Source organism: Collinsella sp. TM06-3 (genome assembly GCF_003436395.1).
In the GTDB taxonomy this organism is placed as follows: Bacteria; Actinomycetota; Coriobacteriia; order Coriobacteriales; family Coriobacteriaceae; genus Collinsella.
Genome location: NZ_QSPG01000018.1, coordinates 1 through 19,308, shown reverse-complemented (window position 1 = coordinate 19,308; position 19,308 = coordinate 1). Strand labels below are relative to the sequence as shown.

The window sequence follows — 19,308 nt, the reverse complement described above, 5'->3', positions numbered from 1 at the left end:
CGTTGCCGCCCGGGTCTTTGTTTCAACTATGAGGATGCGGTCCCAACGGCCGACATCCTGCATACAGACTCAAGCGAGTCTTACGCCTTGACGGTCGCAACGCCCCTGAAGGACATGCTCGTCGTGCCGATGCCCTTGAAGCCATCGAGGGCCTCGCCGTTGGGCGCAGTGGACGGATCGTCCCAGGAAGCGGAGACGGTCTTGACGTGGACAACGGGGTACAGAACGGCGTTGTCGGCAATGATGTCGAAGCACTCGTTCCACTTCTTCTGCTGCTCGTCGCCCTCAGCGGCAAGAGCCTCGTCCATGAGACCGTGGAGCTTCTGCCACTCAGCGGACTCCTTCCACGGGCAACGGGTCTGCATCCAGACGTTGTCGCCGTACCACCAGTTGAGCAGCAGGTCGGGGTCGGCGCCGAAGCAGGAAGGATCGCCAGGGGCAAGGAGGATATCGTAGGCCTCGCCGCCGTCGATGGCAGCGTAGGTGGCCGGCGAGGTATCGGTCTGGATGGTCACATCGAAGCCGAGAGCGTCGAGGTCGTTCTTGACCTGGGCGGCCATGCCCTTAATCTGCTCGTTGTCGGTGGTGCGCAGGGTGATGGCACCCGGGGTGATGCCAGACTCCTCGATGAGCTTCTTAGCCTTCTTGGCGTCGGTCTTGTACACCGTGGAAGCCTCATGATAGTTGGTGAAGCTCTTGGGCAGGTAGCAGCTGGCAGCGGTGGCAAGGCCGGCGAAGGTGTTGCTGACCATCTTCTCGGTGTCGAGCGCATACATGACAGCCTGACGGACCTTGACGTTGTTCCAAGGCTCCTTGGCGACGTTGAACATGATGAAGCGGGTGCCGAAACCCTGAACGTTATCGATCTTGCAGCCGGCGCTCTCGAGCTGGTCGACGGCGTCAGCGGTAACGAGCTCCATAACGAGCGTGGAGCCCTCCTGCTGAGCGGTAACGCGAGCGGTGGGGTCGGTCAGGATGCTGTACTGGATCTTCTTATCCTCGGCAGCATACTCACCGTTGTACTCGGGGTTGGGAACCAGGGTGATCTCGGTATCGGAGATAGAGTCGTACATCCAGGGGCCGGAGCCGATCGGCTGCTTGGCGCGATCCTCCTCGGTCTGGGTGGCCGGGGTAACGCGGACGATGGCCAGACGATCCTTGAGCAGGGAGAAGTTGGGCACCTTGGTCTTGACCGTCACGGTGCTGGCGTCCTTGGCCTCGATGGACTCGAAGGGCTGGAAGAACGGAGCATAGGTAGCGGAAGCGGCGCAAGCGGTGTAGGAGGCAACGACATCGTCAGCGGTGACCTCGGTGCCATCGGAAAACTTGGCGCCCTTGCGGATGGTGACCTCGAAAGTGGTGTCGTCCACAGACTTGGGATCGTCGGTGGCGAGCTCGTTGAAGGTGCTGTAGTCGTGGTAATCGATGCCGTAGAGGCCCTCGACGACGTGCCAGTTAGCACCCAGGCCCACAGCGGAGCCGGTGCTGGCGGGATCGAAGCTGGACGGAGCGTAAGCGGAACCAGCGGTGATCACGCCGCCGCCACGGTTGGCGGAATCGGTGGAACCGGAAGCGGAACCCTCGTCGCTAGAGCTGCCACCGCAGCCGGTGAGACCAAGCCCTGCGACAGCAGCGACGCTGCCGGTGAGGCCGAGGAACGAACGCCTGGACATACCCTTGTTGATGATGGCCATGTCTTCTCCTATCAATAGAGAATCTTACCCGGGAGCGCCTAGACGTGCCCCCGCGCAACTTGCGGACGATATATACCTTACCTACCGACGAACCCAACTGAGGTGCCGCGCTCGGCGACCGATACATACATACGCTTGAACGGTATTTGCTACCGTTCACCGAATTCATTGACAAACGATTCGCCAGACAGTATGTATCGACGAGGTGAGATATCAGTCTTCGTCAACCCGCAGGATAGCAGGGTTGTTCACCATGGCTAGTCAAACGTTTTAGCGTTAATTAAACCCGAAATCGGCTGGTAATCGCCGTGAAATAAATGATTGAAAATCACGCAATCATGTATATCAGTTGTTTTGAGGCGTGTTTAGTTTTCGGATTGCTTTGCCGCCGCCTCGGCGCGCTCGGCATTCCATGCAACGAGCGCCTCGTGAACCGCTTTGGCGACATCGGCAGGAATGCCTCGAACTTCCGCGATCTCTTGCTCGCTCGCCGCGCGCAAACGCTTCATCGAGCCAAAATGGCGCATAAGGGCACGTTTTCTGGTGGGTCCCACGCCTGGAACGTCATCGAGTACCGAAACCGTCATGGCTTTATCGCGCAATTCGCGATGGAACGTGATGGCAAAACGGTGCGATTCATCGCGCACCTGTTTAATTAGATAGAGCGACGCGGACCCGGTCGGCAGCACGACGGGAGTCTCGTCCCAAGGCACGAAAACCTCCTCATCGGCCTTTGCCAAGCCACAAACTGGTATATCGAGCCCAAGAGCCTCAAGTTGCTTGATCGCAGCGGTCAATTGCGGCTTACCGCCATCGACAACGAGCAAATCGGGGCGCGAGCCAAAGCGCTCGTCGGCCATGCGCTCGGGAGCATAACGTCGTCCCAAAACCTCGGACATCGACACGAAGTCGTTTGCCTCGTCCAATTCGGCCTGAATTTTAAAACGACGATACTGACTCTTGTCGGCGCGCCCGTTGGTAAACACCACCATCGAGGCGACCGTAAAGGTGCCATGCAGTGTAGAGATATCGAAGCACTCGATACGCAACGGCGGCGATGGCAGCGCCAACGCACTTTCGAGCTCCAGGAGCGCTTGATTGGTGCGGTCGTCAGCGTACCCCGTTCGCATCATGTAGCGCATGAGGGCATGGCGCGCATTTTTGGATGCCATATCGAGCAGACGGTGCTTTTCGCCACGCTGCGGCCTATGGAGATGGCAGGAACGCTCACGCTTGCCCGCAAGCCACTCCCCCAGCGCTTCCGCATCCTCAAGATCGACGGAAAGGTTGACCTCAGCTGGAATATCAGCCGTCTCGTCGTAATAGCGCTTAAGAAAGCCCGACTGGAGCTCTTCCTCGTCAACATCAAGACCCTTGTCGAGAATGAACTCGCAGGTGCGAACTGTTCGGCCCTCGCGAACGACGAAGACGCAAGCGGCGGAGATGGTCTCCTCGCGATAGAAACCGATGACATCTATATCGACACTGGAGGGAAAAACGACTTGCTGACGATCGTCCAGACCCCTGATGACCTCCAAACGACGTTTGACGCGTGCCGCGCGCTCAAAGTCGAGCGCCTCAGCGGCATCCGTCATCTCGGAGGTCAGCTCATCGACGACATCCTTGCGATGGCCCGACAAAAAGCGCTCGACACGCTTGACGTTCTTGGCATAGTCTGCCGGGGAAATCACGCCGACACACGCACCCGGGCCGCGCCCGACATGGTAGTCAAAGCAGGGGCGCCCGTTTTGCGCGCAAATCATATTGACGATGTCTTCCTCGCCCTTGTGGGACTCGACGATACGGCGACAACGACGCCACTCCGCACAGGATGCGGAGCAGATGGGGATAACCTTGCGCAGCGTATCTATCGTCTCACGTGCCGCGCGGCTATCGGTATAAGGTCCAAAATAGCGCGTTCCCGGCTTATGACGCTCACGCGTGTATTTGATAGCGGGATACAGGTCGCCCTTTGTAATGGCGATAAAGGGGTAGCTCTTGTCATCCTTGAGGTCGACGTTAAAGTACGGATGGTACTGACCAATCAAATTGCGCTCGAGCACCAACGCCTCGTGCTCGGTCTCCACCACGATATAGTCAAAGCTCGCCACCAGCTGCATCATCAGCGGGATCTTCTGGCGCTCGTCCTGCAGCGTCACGTACTGACGCATACGGGCGCGCAGGTTTTTCGCCTTGCCCACGTAGATGACATCGCCCTTGGCGTCTTTCCAAAGGTAGCAGCCGGGCTGCGTGGGAACGCGCGAAACCTGCTCGGCAAGCGTTGGAATGTTGTCGTGACCGGCCACGCGCACCTACTTGCGACGAATCAGCGCCGAGACCTCGGGCATCTTAAGGACGACGGCAAGGCCAAAGGTAACAGCAAGCGAGACGACACCCGCAACGCAAACGTAGCCAAGAGTAATCAGAATCGAGCCGCCAAGTGCCCCGACAAAGTGCTCAAGCGCCCACATGACGCCGGCGCCTGCGGCAGCACCCAGGCCACCGAGCAAAAGGCCAAAGAAACCGCCATGCAGGATAGATTTAACCTGAAGACCACGCAGACGACGACGCAGCCACCACAGCGAGCAACCGACCAAGATCACGTAGTCGACGACATACGAAAGCGCGATTGCCGGCATACCGAAGCCCAGCACAACGCCAAACAGCAGAACCGAGCCGGCCTGGCCGATGGCGGAATACAGACAATAGCGGCTATAGGGCTTCATGTCGAGCAAGGCAGAGAAGCTCTTCTGCATCAGCACGACCACGCCGTAGAGCGGCAGGGAAAGTGCCAGGTAGATAAGGAACTCCGACACCAGCGCCACACCGGACTCATCGAACTTGCCAGCGCAGTAGATCATGTTGAGCGGACGCGCGAAGACAATCAGGTACAGCGCGAATGGAATCAGGAAGAACAGCATCTGGGCGACGCCACGCGAAATGCCCGTGCGGACGCTGTCGTAATCCTTCTCCTGTGCGTCGTGAGAGAGCTCGGTATAGAGCGCCGTCGAAAGCGAGGCGGCAATCAGCGCGTAGGGCAGCGTGTACCACAGGCGCGCATAGGCGATGACGGAAGGACCAGTCTCGGGCTGGACCACCAGCGCAGCAGCGTTGGTGATAGAAGTCGAGACAAACATGCACACCGTGGCGAGCAGCGTCGGGATACCGAGCGCAATCGTCTGGCGCAGTGCGGGGTCCTTAAAGTCGATATGGATATGGGGATGCACGCCGTGCTTGCCAAGCGCGGGGATCTGACATGCCATCTGAACAAAGACACCGAGGGTCGTACCGGCCGCAATCAAGATGATGCCGGCACGTTCGCCAAACTGTGCGGACACGGGCGCAAAGCCCATAAAGCTCGCAATGACGATCACATTGTTGAGGACCGGGGCAAACGTCGACCAGAAGTAGTCGCGGTGTGCGTTGAGGACGCCCGAAAACACCGAGCCCAAACCATAAAACAGAATCTGGATGGCAAAGAAACGGAACATGAACGCAGCGGTATCCATGCTGCCGCCGTCACCCGAAAGGAACGATTGCGTCCAGATAAAGCCCGGGGCGAACACGGTCCCCAGCAACGAAATGCCACCCAGCACCAATAGCAGAATACCGAGCAGGTTGCCCACGTACTCGTTAGAGGCCTCGCGACCCTGCTCACGCCTCACGCCCATGTACACGGGCAAAAACGCCGTCACGAGCATGCCGCCCATCACGAGTTCGTAGAGCATATTGGGCAGGTTGTTGGCGACCTGATAGGAAGACGAGAGCAGCGACATGCCGATAGCGGCCGCCATTGCCCACGTGCGGATAAAACCGGTGACGCGAGACACGATGGTCAGGATGGTCATAAGCCCGGCGGAACGACCAACCGTGGAGTAGTCCGACGAGCCCATGTCGTCAGTGTCGTCTCGCGACGAAGAAGCTTCGGATGAGGGTGTCTGAGGCGCAGATTCTTTTGCAAAATGAGCTCCGCACTTCAATTCTTCCTGCGGCATCGCTCAGTCCTCTCTCGTAATCGGGGCGACCGTCGCCCCGCAAAATGCAATTAAATCATCAGGTGCAAGCTCAAGCTGATAACCACGCTTGCCTCCCGAAATAAAAATGGTATCCCAAAGGACACATGTCTCATCAATGAGCGTCCGGTAGCGTTTTTTCATACCGACCGGACTGCAGCCGCCGCGAACGTAGCCAGTCGCCGCAAGCAAATCCTTCACATGCATCATGGCCAAGGACTTCTCCCCCGCGGCACGCGCGGCGGACTTTAGATCGAGCTCGTCGGCAACAGGGATGCAGCACACGACGTGGTCGTTGGACGGCGTCACGCAGACCAAGGTCTTAAATCCTTGTCCGGGCTCCTCGCCAAGCTGCTCCGAAATCGCGACCCCCAGGCCCGCCGACTCATCACCATCGTCTTCGTACGTATGTAGAACATAGGAAATGCCGGCGCTTTCCAGCTCGCGCATCGCATTGGTTTTTGGCGTCTTTACAGCCTTTGCCATGGCATATCCTTTCCCTCGCATTCGGACGCAAGGATTAAGTATATGTCCAATTCGGCTGCATACGTCACTTCGACACAGCAAGCGCCATCGAATCACAAGGAGTCGATGGCGCCCATAAACTGAATCGCCTATTTATTGAGCATCAAGTTGAGCCTGACGCTCCCGGTCACGCCTGAGCAACGGCGCCAAAAACTTGCCCGTATAACTCTGCGGACAGTCCGCAACCTGCTCCGGTGTGCCCGAAACCACGACGGTTCCGCCGCCGTTACCGCCCTCGGGGCCCATATCGATCAGGCGGTCGGCAACCTTGATGACATCAAGGTTGTGTTCAATCACCAGCACCGTGTTGCCCGCATCGACCAAGCGCTGCAGCACATCGAGCAGCTGGCGGACGTCCTCAAAATGAAGGCCGGTCGTCGGCTCATCCAAAATATAGAACGTCTTGCCCGTCTGGCGTCGATGAAGCTCCTTGGCGAGCTTCACACGCTGCGCCTCGCCGCCCGAGAGCGTCGTAGCGGGCTGGCCCAGGCTCACGTAGCCCAAGCCTACATCGTACAGCGTCTGGAGCTTGCGCTTAATCTGCGGGATATTCCCAAAGAAGGCCAGTGCCTCGGTGACGCTCATGTCGAGCACGTCCGAGATGGTCTTACCACGGTAGGTGACCTCAAGCGTCTCGCGGTTATAGCGTTTGCCGCCGCAGACCTCACAGGGGACATAGATATCGGGAAGGAAGTGCATCTCGATCTTAATTTGTCCGTCGCCCTTGCATGCTTCGCAGCGACCGCCGCTCACGTTAAAGGAGAAACGTCCCGGCGAGTAGCCGCGCGCCTTCGACTCCGGCGTACTCGCAAACAGCGCGCGAAGATCATCCCACAGGCCAATGTACGTAGCAGGGTTGGAACGCGGCGTGCGGCCAATCGGCGACTGGTCGATATCGATAACCTTATCGATACACTCGATGCCCTCGATTTTCTTATACGGACCCACAGGGCGCGTCGAACGGTGAATGGCATTCGTAAGGGCAGGTGCGATAGTGTCGGTAACCAGGGAGCTCTTACCCGATCCCGACACGCCGGTAACGACCGTAAGCGTACCAAACTCGATCTTGGCGGTAACGTTTTTGAGGTTGTTGGCGCGGGCGCCCGTGATCTTAAGGCAGCCGCGACCGGGCTTGCGGCGCTCATCGGGAACCCGGATCATTCGTTTGCCGGTCAGATAAGCGCCCGTCATCGACTCGGGACACGCCATGATATCGGCAGGCGTTCCCGCCGCGACTACGTGTCCGCCGTTCACGCCCGCGCCGGGGCCCATGTCGATCACATAGTCGGCAGCACGAATCGTATCCTCATCATGCTCGACGACGATGACGGTATTGCCGATATCGCGTAGGCGCTCAAGCGTCTTGATCAGGCGCTCGTTATCGCGCTGATGGAGGCCAATCGATGGCTCGTCCAAAATGTACAGGACACCCATGAGGCCGGCGCCGATCTGCGTTGCCAGGCGAATGCGCTGGGCCTCGCCTCCGGAAAGCGTCGCCGAGGCACGATCGAGGGTCAGATAGTCGAGTCCGACATCGACCAGAAAACGCAGGCGCTCCAGGATTTCCTTGACGATGCGTCCGCCGATAAACTGTTGGCGCTCGGTGAGTTCCAGGCCCTCAAAAAACTCGAGCGACTCACGGCACGACAGACAACAAACCTCGTAAATGGACTTGCCGCCCACGGTGACGGCGAGCATCTCGGGGCGCAAACGAGCGCCGTGGCAGCTCGAGCACGGCTCCTCGCGGATGTACTTCTCCAAGCGCGCCTTGGTGTTCTCATTCGTCGTCTCGGTATAGCGCTCGTACAGGATATTGCGCACACCCGAGAACTTGGTGTCCCACTGGCTGCGGCGCCCATCGAGCTTTTGATAGTCGACCGAAATCTTCTGGTCGCCCATGCCGTCTAAAAACGCACGACACACCCGCGGAGGCAGATCCTCCCACGGCGTATCGACGCTCACCTTAAAGTGTTTGCAGACCGCAGCGAAAATCTGCGGATAGTAGTTAGAGTTGCCAAACAGGCTGCCAAAGACCCCGTCGGCGATCGACTTCGAGGGGTCTTCGATTAGGGCCTCGGCATCGACCGTCTTCTTAAAGCCCAGGCCATCGCACTCGGGGCACGCGCCATAGGGCGCGTTGAACGAGAAATCACGCGGCTGCAGGTCATCGATGGAGCGTCCATGCTCCGGGCACGCTAACGCCAGCGAATACTCCAGCAACTCGCCTTCGGTCCCCTCGGGAGCGTCGCGGTCGGGCAGCAAGTATACGTTCACATTGCCGTGCGCCAGCGCAGTCGCCTGTTCAACGGACTCGGCAATACGGCCCAGCGAGTTCTCGCGAATCACGATGCGGTCGACCACGACCTCGATATCGTGCTTGAATTTCTTATCCAAATCGATAGGGGCATCAAGCGAGCGAACCTCGCCGTCGACACGCACGCGGCTAAAGCCCTCGGCGCGAAGGTCCTCAAACAGCTTGGTGTACTCGCCTTTTCGCCCGCGCACCACCGGTGCCAGCACAAACGCGCGGCGGCCCTCCCCCGCCGCCAGGACCTTATCGGCGACCTGGTCGGTCGTCTGGCGCTCAATGACGCGGGCGCATTCGGGACAGTGCGGGGTGCCCACACGGGCGAACAGCAGACGCAGATAGTCATAAATCTCGGTTACGGTGCCAACCGTCGAGCGAGGGTTTTTAGATGTCGTCTTTTGGTCGATCGACACCGCCGGCGAAAGGCCGTCGATTGAATCCAAGTCGGGTTTGTCCATCTGGCCCAAGAACTGGCGCGCATAACTCGAAAGGCTCTCGACGTATCGACGCTGGCCCTCGGCATAGATAGTGTCGAATGCCAGCGAACTCTTGCCCGAGCCAGAAAGACCGGTAATGACCACGAGTTGGTCACGCGGAATGGAAACATCGATATCACGGAGGTTGTGCTCACGAGCGCCGCGAATAACGATAGAGGAATCAGACATGGAAGCTCCTTGCCTCCTATTGCATCGAATCATACTGCCGATGAGTTTAGCGCACTCGACGCGCACAGATGTTCGTAATACAAGATTCGCAGACCTTTAGCTTTGCGTATCGGGCGCTTTGTTTCTCGAAATGCCGTGGAAAGGTTACAGTAATCTAATACTGAACTTAATTTGCTGTACCAGAGGAACGTCCATGACCGAAGATATCCCCCTTGAAATCACTTCGAGCGACATGGCCAATCTGCCCATATTCATCGCCGTCCTTATCGTGGCCGCCGTCGTCGTGCGCGTGTATTTTTCAATCAAACGCAACGAAAAGCCACCCATTGCCCGCGTCTTTTGGTGCGCGACGCTCCTCATCCCGCTCGGCGTGGTAGCTGCATGGATTACGAATCAATCGCTCGTAAATGAGGGCAGCTCCCTATGGGTCCTTTCTTATTCGGCGCTCGGTGCTGCCGCCGTCATGCTTCTTGTCGAGCCCTTGGTTTCGGGACTTATCGACCAAACCGACCTTGCGACGGGAACGGTTGCCTGTATTTGCCGCGACATCCTTGTCATCGCCGCTGTTTCAGCGCTCTCGTTCGTTTCAATCGAAATTGCCTGCAACGAAACGTTCTATCGCATTCCCGCCAACTCATTCGGGTTTTCCGTCGGGTTGCTCGCGACGGTTCTGCTCTCCCTTTATTTGCTGGGACAGCGTCATGGAGGCGTCATGGTCCTCGTGCCCGTCGTCTGTTGCGTCCTTGGCATTGCCGAGCACTTCGTCATAACGTTTAAAGGCGAAGCCATCCTGCCAAGCGATATCTTGGCCCTTGGCACCGCAATGGAAGTGAGCGAGGGATACGAGTTTACCTTTACCGCCGGAATCGTAACCTCTCTCGCCCTGCTGGAGATTTCCCTGGGGCTTCTTTCGCTCATCCGACCGCGAAAGCTCCGTACGCCCACCCATGTCTTCCCCGCTATCGCCGCTAACCTCTGTGCTTTTCTGCTAGTGACCGTTGTGGGGCTCTCAGGCTTTTCCAACATCGACTTGGAGCAGGCGCTGGATTTTGGATTTGACCGTTGGCAGCCCATCACCACGTATGCGTCTCAGGGTTTTATCACTTCGTTCACCGAAATGGTCAACGAGTTGCCCATTGAGAAGCCCGAAGACTATACGCCCGATGAGGCGCAGAGCATCGAGCAGGAGCTCGCCGCCGTCTACGACAGCACATATGGCTCGAGCGAACAGCGCGCGGCGGCCGTTGCCCAGTTCAATGAAATCAAGCCGACGATTGTTGCCGTCATGAACGAGAGTTTTAGCGACCTTTCGTGCTTTGAGCAGCTCCAGGCGGCCGGGTACTTCGGCCCCGCATTCTACAACTCGCTTCCCGACACACTTGTTCGCGGCACCATGCTCGCTTCGGTCGCCGGTGGCGGAACGGCGAACTCCGAATTCGAATTTTTGACCGGAGCGACAACGGCCTTTGTCGGATTAGGCAAGATCCCCTATCAGCTGTATCAGATGAATGGCGTAAACAGCCTGGCAAAGGACCTTAAAGAGCTTGGGTATACCACTACCGCTATGCACCCGCAAAACCCCGTCAACTACCATCGAGATAAAATCTATCAGCAGCTGGGCTTTGGAGACTTTCTTTCAATCGGCGATTTCGAAGGTGCGCCCTATTACCATGCCGGCGTATGCGACTACGCCACCTACGACAAGATACTCGACCTGCTTAGAACCGACGAAGCGCCGCAGTTCATCTTTGACGTCACGATGCAAAATCACGGCGGCTACGACTATGGCACCGTTCCCGCCGAAGAGCTGACAAACTATTGGGTCGAGGGAGCCAGCGAAGGCGCCAACAGCGCGCTCAACACCTATCTCACCTGCATCAACGCATCCGACCGGGACCTCGAGTACTTTATCAACGAGCTCCGCAACATCGGCAGACCGGTTGTTCTTGTCTTTTTTGGCGACCATCAGCCGAGCGCCGCAACGACTCTCAACGACGAGCTGTACCCTCAGGAAGATACGGCAAGCCACGCTTTCCGTATCTATCAGTCGACATATCTCGTCTGGGCTAACTATGAGATCGCCGGCAATACCGAGCTCAACGTCTACGACACCGTCGGGGCAAACGAGATTGCAGCCATTACCCTTAATAAGATCGGCGCCCCGCTCACCAATTACCAAAAGGCCCTGCTTGCGACAAGGTCAGATGTGCCCACCATCAATGTCGCCGGCTATCTCGGTGCCGACGGGCTGCGCTACGACTTGGAATCGGAAGACAGCCCCTACGCCTCGACGATCGACAAGCTGCAGCGCATGCAATACCTCGAGTTCGCCAGCAAAGTTCAGTAAGCCCGCCCATTCGCTTGGGCCCATCGTATTGCAAGCACGCTCGGCCCAAACGCATCGCAAATGACTCCCGCTCGCAAACGAGGGTACAATGACGCTCGTGTCACATCGCGGGGCCCCGGCCCCAGCATATACAAAGGAGTCATACATGGGTTGCGAACACGCACAGGCCGCCGGCGGACAAACGTCGCCGTCGCAATTTGAGGAGAACACGCTGTCCGAGGTCAAGCGCGTCATCGCCGTGCTTTCCGGCAAGGGCGGTGTCGGCAAGTCATTTGTCACCGGTGCCATCGCCACCGAGCTTGCCCGTCACGGCCACAAGGTCGGCGTCCTCGATGCCGACATCACCGGTCCCTCTATCCCCAAGATGTTCGGTATGAGTGGACGCCACGTCCATGCCCTTGGCAACCTTATGCTGCCCGAAATCTCCGAGCACGGCGTCAAGGTCATGAGCTCCAACCTGCTGCTCCAAAACGAGACCGACCCCGTCCTTTGGCGCGGTCCGGTCATCGCAGGCGCCATTAGGCAGTTCTGGAGCGAGACCTCGTGGGGCCCCATCGACTACCTGCTGGTCGACATGCCTCCGGGAACAGGCGACGTCGCGCTCACCGTCTTCCAGTCGCTGCCCGTCGACGGCATCGTCATCGTCACGAGCCCGCAGGATCTGGTCTCGATGATCGTCGCCAAGGCGGTCAACATGGCCGAGAAGATGAACGTCCCCATTCTGGGCATTGTCGAGAACATGAGCTATATTGAGTGCCCCGACTGCGGCAAGAAGATCGAGGTCTTTGGCAAGAGCAAGCTCCCCGAGGTCGCAGAGCGCTATAACCTCGACATCTTGGGGCAGCTTCCCATTAATCCGGCACTCGCCGAGGCCTGCGATAAGGGCGAGGTCGAGACCGCGCTGCCCGATGGCATGTTGCCCAAGGCAGTCTCTGCCGTCGAGGCTATTACCCCGCACGAGACCGACGAGGCCTAAGTGAACGCGAGCGCCTTCTATGACGTCCTGGTAATCGGCGGCGGGGCTTCAGGCCTCGCCGCCGCCATTACGGCCGCACGCGTTGGCAAAAGCGTCTGCATCGTTGAGCGCGATGTCGCCTGCGGCCTTAAGCTCCTTGCGACCGGTAACGGCCGCTGCAACCTCTCCAACGAATCGATCGATCCTCAGCGGTATAACCACCCAGCATTCGTCACATCCGTCATGGGCCCCCAGCCCGAACAAGAGCTTATGGGTTTCTTCTCCTCGCTGGGTATCATGACAACCTCCGAGGAAGGCCGGCTGTACCCGCGCTCCCTTCGCGCCGAATCGGTGCGCGACGCGCTTCTCAACGTTTGCGACCGCCTAGGTATCACCTTAATCTGCGGAGCCTACGTTGCCTCGGCGCACAAAGCTTCCGAAGGCTGGGCACTCCAAATAGACCGTCCAGCGCGGGCGCTCAAGGCAAAAAAGCACGACGACCGAAAATCGGAGCTCCGCTCGCTTCGGAAAGCGCTCGCCGATGCCCCTCGCAAGAACGTGGCCCTGCAGGCACATGCCGTAATTATCGCCACGGGCGGCAACCCCACCGGTATCGCCGATACGTTTCGCCTCCCCCTCACTTCGCTGCGCCCCATCCTCTGCCCCGTATCGGCAACGGTCTTTGGCGATCGGGCGGCGCTCAAGACGTTGGATGGCCTGCGCGTCCGCGCCCGCTTGACGCTCGCCCGCAATCATAATGAGCTCTGGCACGAAGACGGTGAAGTGCTGTTTCGAACCTTCGGTATCTCGGGCGTCGCTGTCTTCAACCTCTCTCGTCGTATCCAGCACGGCGATACGATCCTGCTCGACGTTTTCCCCGACCTCTCCAAAGACGAGTTGCTCGATACGCTCAACCGGCGCGTTGAGCTGCTCGGCGGCTTTTCGCCCCGCGATCCCCGTTGGCTCGACGGCATGCTCGCCCCGCAACTCTCCCGCGTCGTCTGCACAGCGTTCGAGCAGTGCCATCCAGGCTCCAACGATGTCATCCACCTGGTCTCGATCCTCAAGCACTTTAAGTTGCTCGTCAAGGGAACAGCCGAGGAGCGCTCAGCGCAGGTCACGCGTGGTGGCGTATCTGTCGAGAGCATCTCAACACCCAGCCTACGCGCGCGCAGCGTTGTCGACGCCCCGCTTTACGTCTGCGGTGAAGCGCTCGACATCGACGCCGATTGCGGAGGCTTTAACCTTGCGTGGGCCTGGATCTCGGGCATTCGCGCTGCAAGCAGCCTGTAGCCGCGCAGTCTATAATCAAAAACGCATTCGGGCCGTCTGGGATACCGGACGGCCTCTTTCTTGCCTCTAAGGAGACCTCGATGATCGAAATCACCCAAGCCAACGCGTCGCTCGATGAAGCCGACGATGAAAATGCCTGTCTCATTGTTGGCAAGCGAGTCGCCAAGCGCGTCCTACGTTGCAAGGACTCCGAGATCAAGTCCATCGAGCTCCACCGCAAGTCAATCGACGCTCGCAAAAAACGAGACGTCCATTTTATCCTGAGCTTTCGTGTTGAGCTGACTAGTCCCCACCTCGAGCGAGAAGCGGTCGACAGCGTTGCCGAGCGTGACCGCTCGCGCGTACGCGCGATAGAAGACGATGAGCCTTCATTCCCCTCCCCCGCCTCCGACGCACCTCAAGAACGCCCTGTCGTTGTCGGCGCCGGATGCGCCGGCCTTTTCGCTGCGCTTACGCTCGCCGAAGCAGGTCTTAAGCCCTTGCTCATCGAGCGCGGCGACCCGGCATTTCGCCGCTCGCAGGCGATCGACCTCTTTCTAAAGGAGCGCATCCTCGACCCCGAGAGCAATATCCAGTTTGGCCTGGGCGGCGCGGGGACCTTCTCGGACGGCAAGCTCAATACGGGAACCAAAAATCCCGCCCATCGCCTTATCCTCGAAACCTTCGTCGAGGCGGGTGCGCCCCGCGATATTCTGTGGGATGCCAAGCCGCACATTGGCTCCGACATCCTTCCCACGGTCGTCACCGCTATATCCCAGCGCATCGAGCAGCTCGGAGGTGTCGTCCGTTATCGAACGAAGCTCGTCGACATTCGCATCGACGCGTCTGGCGCCATCACCGGTATTGATGTCCAATCGTCCCAAGACACCGCTTGCGAGCCAATCGAGACAAAGCACCTCATCCTCGCCTGCGGGCATTCTGCTCGCGATATTTTTGAGCTCCTTAAGGACCACAACGTGGTCCTCGCACAAAAGACCTTTGCCATGGGCGTTCGCATCGAGCATCCGCAGCGCGACATCGACCGAGCCCAATTCGGAGCCTCGGCGGGACATCCTGCCCTCGGAGCAGCCCCCTACAAGCTCGTCGCCCATCTTCCCAACGGCCGCAGCGTGTTCTCGTTTTGCATGTGTCCCGGCGGGCAGGTTGTCGCCGCCTCTTCCGAGCAGGGCCACTTGTGCGTCAACGGCGCCAGTCTCAATGCCCGCGACGGACGCAACGCAAATGCCGCCCTGCTCGTTAACGTCACGCCTGAGGACCTTCCCAACGATGACCCACTCGCCGGCATCGAGCTCCAGCGCGCCTGCGAGGCGGCCGCCTACCGCCTGGGCGGTTCCAACTGGAACGCACCGGCACAGCTCGTCGGAGATTTCCTCGCAGGACGCGCCAGCAAGGCGCCCGGAAAGGTAAAGCCCACCTATCCGCTCGGTGTGACCTGGACGGCAATTGACGAAGCCCTGCCGCAGCATATCGTCGAGTCGCTCCGCCTGGGACTTCCCCTACTTGGAAAAAAGCTACGAGGCTACGACCGCTCCGATGCTGTCCTTACCGGCGTGGAGACTCGCTCGAGCTCACCGGTCACCGTCACCCGAGACCGAACATGCCATGCCGTGTCGACCCCGGGCCTCTACCCTTGCGGTGAGGGAGCTGGATATGCCGGCGGCATCATGAGCGCCGCCACCGACGGCATCCGTTGTGCCGAAGCCCTGATCGCAGACCTCTAACGCACGAATTCCAGCGCGCAAAAGACGCATGCCCCGAGCTCCGCAGGGAACTCGGGGCATGTTCGCTATTTCTTAAACCGTGCACCCTGGCGTTTTCTGCCCGATGCGAACGTGGAACCCTTGCGAGCCTGCGAACGTAAGCGCTCGATCGTCTCGTCCTCAGACGCACCCTCGAGCATCGCCCGAATCTGAACGACGGCATCGCGCAGGCGCGCCGCCTCCTCAAAGTCCATGGCGGCAGAAGCGTTACGCATATCCTCTTCCATGGTTTCGACGATCCGCACGAGCTCGTCATGCGGCAGTTCTTCCAACTGCTCCGCAAGTGTCTGCTCGGGCGCCACCGTTTCCGGCACGCCACCCTCGCCCAACTCATCGGGCGTATAGAATGCGCCATGGCCAAGAGAGTCGCCCTTCGAGCGTCCCTTGGAACCCACGGTTTTTTCGGCCTCGGCAATAAAACTTGAGATGTCGTTGATGGCCTTGCGCACCGTCTTGGGCACAATGCCATGCTCTTCGTTATATGCCATCTGAATCTCGCGACGGCGCTGCGTCTCCTCGATGGCCTCTTTCATCGAATCGGTCACAACGTCTGCATACATGATGACTTCGCCATCGGCGTTACGGGCCGCGCGGCCAATCGTCTGAATCAGCGAACGGCGGTTGCGCAAGAAGCCTTCCTTATCGGCATCGAGAATTGCCACCAGTGAGACCTCGGGGAGATCCAAGCCCTCGCGAAGCAGGTTGATGCCAACGAGAACATCAATCTTTCCCTCGCGCAGCGTTCGCAGGATCTCGACACGGTCCATCGTCGCTGTATCGGAGTGCATGTAATTGACCTTAATGCCGGCATCAAGCAGATGGTCGGTCAGATCCTCGGCCATGCGCTTGGTGAGCGTGGTCACCAGTACGCGCTCCTTGCGGGCAACGCGCTCGCGAATCTCGTCCTCAAGATCGTCAATCTGCCCACGAACCGGACGCACATCGATCTTGGGGTCGAGCAGACCGGTCGGACGAATAATCTGCTCCACGTCGTTTTGGCTCACCCGCAGCTCGTAGTCGCCCGGTGTGGCCGAAACATAGATAAACTGGGGTATCCTTGCCTCAAACTCATCGAAGCGAAGCGGACGGTTGTCGAGCGCCGAGGGCAGGCGAAAACCATGCTCCACCAGGGTCACTTTACGCGATCGGTCGCCTTCGTGCATACCGCGAATCTGCGGCACCGTCACATGGCTCTCGTCGATGATGCAGAGCATGTCCTTGGGAAAGTAGTCAATCAAGGTAAACGGCGGCTCACCCGGCTTACGCCCGTCCAGATGACGCGAGTAGTTCTCGATGCCGTTGCAAAAGCCCATCGTTTCGAGCATCTCGAGATCATAGTCGGTACGCTGCTGCAGACGCTGTGCCTCGAGCAACTTATCAGTCGCCTTGAGCTCGGCCACACGCTTCTCGCACTCTTCACTGATTGATTTCAGAGCGGCCTTGACCTTTGGCTTCTCGGTCACGTAATGCGAGGCCGGCCACACGGGAATTGCTTCGTACTCACGCAGCATCTCACCGGTGACCTCATCGATCTCGGCTATCAGTTCAACCTCGTCACCAAAGAACTCAAACCGCAACGGATGCTCGGCATAAGGCGGATACACGTCGACGACATCACCGCGCACGCGGAACGTGCCGCGCGCCAGGTCATAGTCATTGCGATCATATTGAATGTCGATAAGCGCATGGATAAAGTCATCGCGCTCGAGCGGCACCTTCTTGTCGACGTTTGGAGCCAGACCCGCATAGTCCTCAGGAGAGCCAATGCCATAGATACACGAGACCGATGCGACAACGATCACATCGCGTCGCGATAGCAGCGATGCGGTCGCCTGATGGCGCAGCATCTCGACCTCTTCGTTAATCGAGGAGTCTTTCTCGATATATGTATCGCTTTGCGGCACATACGCCTCGGGCTGATAGTAGTCGTAGTACGAGACAAAGTAGACCACAGCGTTGTTGGGAAAGAACTCTTTGAGCTCGCTCGCAAGCTGAGCGGCGAGCGTTTTATTGGGAGCCATGACCAGCGTCGGCTTCCCCAGGGCCTCAATAGTCTTAGCCATCGTGAAGGTCTTGCCCGAACCAGTCACGCCCAGCAAAACCTGATAGCGATCTCCGTCCCTCACACCCTGCACAAGCGACTCAATGGCCTTAGGCTGAGAACCTGCAGGCTCATAGGGAGAAACGACTTCAAACGGCACCTCAGCGCCCTCAACGCCAAAGCGCTTAAGTTCACCGCCAACGCGTTCTACTTCAAATTCCGCCATGGATACTCCTAACTCATATATCTGCAGTATACGCAGGCGGCAGGCATAGTCCTATACGAACCGATCGGGATAGAGGGTCTTATAGCGAACCCAGGCATTATTGACGCGAATCAGATACGCCTGCGTCTCGGGAAAGGTGATTGCATTGTGCAGCGACGTACTTTGCTGCGCCCATCCGTCGACATTGCCCATGCCGGCGTTATAGGCGGCAATAGCGCTATCCGTCGACCCGTTGAAATACGTTAAGAGATACGAGAGGTACGCACAGCCAAACTCGATATTCGTAGCCGGATCGTTAAGGTTGTCGGCCGAATACTCCCCACCGTCGACAAGACCCTTGGCGATCATATCCTGAGCAGTCACAGGCATCAGCTGCATCAATCCCTGAGCACCCTGATTCGATTCGGCCTCGGGATCCCAATTCGATTCCGACTTAATGACAGCGCACACCAGATACGGATCCAGATTATGCGAAATACTGGATTGCTTTACATATGCCTCGTAGTCAATCGGATACAGCGGCTTAAAGAAGGCGGCAGGAGCACACGAGTAAACGAATGAGATAAGGCCGAAGGCAAAAACGGCAGCCAGCGGAATAAGGCGATACCACGCAAAGAAACGTGTCTTAGGCATCGGAATCCTCCTTATTCGCAGTGTCTATAAACCCATGGCATGCAAGCCATGAGTCAAGCTGCTCAAAGAGCGAATTATCGCCTGCGGCATTATCAATCACCGTTGTAGCGAGATTGCACAGCGCAGACTCATCGGGCTGGCAAGCAGAACGGGCATCGAAATCAGATGGCTCCATGCCACGCTGAATAGCACGCTCGCGACGAACTGACAAAGGGGCGCTGATGACCAGAATTTCATCAGCCAAGCCAAATGCATCCTCAAAACCAGTCGGAGCAGAAACCTCGACCACCGCAAAGGGATAACGGGGGGAAGAAACCGTGCAGCAAACCGGATCAAGAATCCTCAGTGACAGCTGCTCAATGAGAACGGGGTGCACAATGCTATTGAGCCTCGCGACCGCATCAGGAGAAGCAAAAGCTCGAGAAGCGAGGATGTTACGGCGAACGCCGCCCTCCTCGTCCAAAATATCCCAGCCAAATTCTTCCGCGAGGGCATTGACGATATCGGAGCCTGGCACATACAGCGATTTGGCAAGCTCGTCCAGATCGATAAGCATGGCGCCATGAGATTCGAGATAGCGGCAGGCAGTCGACTTACCCGAAGCAATATTGCCCAAGACAAAAACGGTAAACATCAAGTCCTCCCTAACGCCAATGGGAGTTATTATCGCGCAAATACAAAAGAAGGACTCAAAATACAGCCAAACAGTAAGACAAGCTAAAAGAAGGCGAGTTCTTGTATTACAGCTCTCTATAAAACGCAAAAAAAGGGGGAGGCCGCGAGGCCTCCCCCTTCTTCAAGTCATCAGACGGCTCGGTGCCGTCCACCGGTCAGCGGCGCCCTGGCCT

Annotated in this window: 12 protein-coding genes; 4 read left to right on the top strand and 8 right to left on the bottom strand. The window is 58.3% G+C overall.

All coding sequences use genetic code 11. From position 1 onward, the window contains the following. Positions 1 to 80: 80 nt before the first annotated feature. From DXD56_RS07540 to uvrA, 5 genes are all read right to left on the bottom strand, one after another. On the bottom strand, positions 81 to 1,694 hold the full coding sequence (locus DXD56_RS07540; RefSeq protein ID WP_035138897.1) for an ABC transporter substrate-binding protein: 1,614 nt from the start codon (positions 1,692 to 1,694) through the stop codon (positions 81 to 83). Between the two features lie 365 nt (positions 1,695 to 2,059). Beyond that, positions 2,060 to 4,000, bottom strand: coding sequence for an excinuclease ABC subunit UvrC (gene uvrC, locus DXD56_RS07535; RefSeq protein ID WP_369832597.1), 1,941 nt, complete (start codon positions 3,998 to 4,000; stop codon positions 2,060 to 2,062). Positions 4,001 to 4,006: 6 nt separating this feature from the next. Further along, on the bottom strand, positions 4,007 to 5,587 hold the full coding sequence (gene murJ / locus DXD56_RS07530) for a murein biosynthesis integral membrane protein MurJ (RefSeq protein WP_117564878.1): 1,581 nt from the start codon (positions 5,585 to 5,587) through the stop codon (positions 4,007 to 4,009). Between the two features lie 105 nt (positions 5,588 to 5,692). Beyond that, entirely contained in the window at positions 5,693 to 6,193 is a 501-nt protein-coding gene (ybaK, locus tag DXD56_RS07525; protein ID WP_089573609.1) for a Cys-tRNA(Pro) deacylase, read from the bottom strand. A 132-nt stretch (positions 6,194 to 6,325) separates the two neighbouring features. Next, positions 6,326 to 9,205, bottom strand: a complete 2,880-nt coding sequence (gene uvrA, locus DXD56_RS07520) for an excinuclease ABC subunit UvrA (RefSeq protein WP_117640775.1) — start codon at positions 9,203 to 9,205, stop codon at positions 6,326 to 6,328. Positions 9,206 to 9,398: 193 nt separating this feature from the next. Between uvrA and DXD56_RS07515 the strand changes: the two genes are divergently transcribed. The 4 genes from DXD56_RS07515 (at position 9,399) to DXD56_RS07500 (ending at position 15,521) form a co-directional block, all read left to right on the top strand. Next, on the top strand, positions 9,399 to 11,552 hold the full coding sequence (locus tag DXD56_RS07515) for an LTA synthase family protein (protein ID WP_158549377.1): 2,154 nt from the start codon (positions 9,399 to 9,401) through the stop codon (positions 11,550 to 11,552). A gap of 145 nt (positions 11,553 to 11,697) precedes the next feature. Further along, the gene (locus DXD56_RS07510; protein WP_022094864.1) at positions 11,698 to 12,528 is read left to right on the top strand and encodes an Mrp/NBP35 family ATP-binding protein; all 831 of its coding nucleotides are present in this window, start codon (positions 11,698 to 11,700) and stop codon (positions 12,526 to 12,528) included. Continuing rightward, complete coding sequence (locus tag DXD56_RS07505) at positions 12,529 to 13,800, top strand: NAD(P)/FAD-dependent oxidoreductase (RefSeq protein ID WP_117640773.1); 1,272 nt, start codon at positions 12,529 to 12,531, stop codon at positions 13,798 to 13,800. 80 nt (positions 13,801 to 13,880) lie between these two features. Continuing rightward, a complete protein-coding gene (locus tag DXD56_RS07500) occupies positions 13,881 to 15,521 on the top strand; it encodes an NAD(P)/FAD-dependent oxidoreductase (RefSeq protein ID WP_117640772.1) in 1,641 nt (546 codons plus the stop codon). A gap of 65 nt (positions 15,522 to 15,586) precedes the next feature. Here the strand turns inward: DXD56_RS07500 and uvrB are convergent, their stop codons facing one another. The 3 genes from uvrB to coaE are packed head-to-tail and all read right to left on the bottom strand — an operon-like array spanning position 15,587 to position 19,094. Beyond that, entirely contained in the window at positions 15,587 to 17,827 is a 2,241-nt protein-coding gene (gene uvrB / locus DXD56_RS07495; protein WP_117640771.1) for an excinuclease ABC subunit UvrB, read from the bottom strand. Between the two features lie 51 nt (positions 17,828 to 17,878). Further along, a complete protein-coding gene (locus DXD56_RS07490) occupies positions 17,879 to 18,460 on the bottom strand; it encodes a lytic transglycosylase domain-containing protein (RefSeq protein ID WP_117640770.1) in 582 nt (193 codons plus the stop codon). Further along, entirely contained in the window at positions 18,453 to 19,094 is a 642-nt protein-coding gene (gene coaE / locus DXD56_RS07485; RefSeq protein WP_117640769.1) for a dephospho-CoA kinase, read from the bottom strand. Before coaE ends, DXD56_RS07490 begins: the two co-directional genes overlap by 8 nt. Positions 19,095 to 19,308: the final 214 nt, after the last annotated feature.

Bases quoted from the DNA above. Each gene is read 5' to 3' on its own strand.
- DXD56_RS07540 (WP_035138897.1), bottom strand. From the start codon at position 1,694: ATGGCCATCATCAACAAGGGTATGTCCAGGCGTTCGTTCCTCGGCCTC.
- DXD56_RS07500 (WP_117640772.1), top strand. From the start codon at position 13,881: ATGATCGAAATCACCCAAGCCAACGCGTCGCTCGATGAAGCCGACGAT.
- DXD56_RS07490 (WP_117640770.1), bottom strand. From the start codon at position 18,460: ATGCCTAAGACACGTTTCTTTGCGTGGTATCGCCTTATTCCGCTGGCT.
- DXD56_RS07510 (WP_022094864.1), top strand. From the start codon at position 11,698: ATGGGTTGCGAACACGCACAGGCCGCCGGCGGACAAACGTCGCCGTCG.
- coaE (WP_117640769.1), bottom strand. From the start codon at position 19,094: ATGTTTACCGTTTTTGTCTTGGGCAATATTGCTTCGGGTAAGTCGACT.
- DXD56_RS07515 (WP_158549377.1), top strand. From the start codon at position 9,399: ATGACCGAAGATATCCCCCTTGAAATCACTTCGAGCGACATGGCCAAT.
- murJ (WP_117564878.1), bottom strand. From the start codon at position 5,587: ATGGGCTCGTCGGACTACTCCACGGTTGGTCGTTCCGCCGGGCTTATG.
- uvrB (WP_117640771.1), bottom strand. From the start codon at position 17,827: ATGGCGGAATTTGAAGTAGAACGCGTTGGCGGTGAACTTAAGCGCTTT.
- ybaK (WP_089573609.1), bottom strand. From the start codon at position 6,193: ATGGCAAAGGCTGTAAAGACGCCAAAAACCAATGCGATGCGCGAGCTG.
- uvrA (WP_117640775.1), bottom strand. From the start codon at position 9,205: ATGTCTGATTCCTCTATCGTTATTCGCGGCGCTCGTGAGCACAACCTC.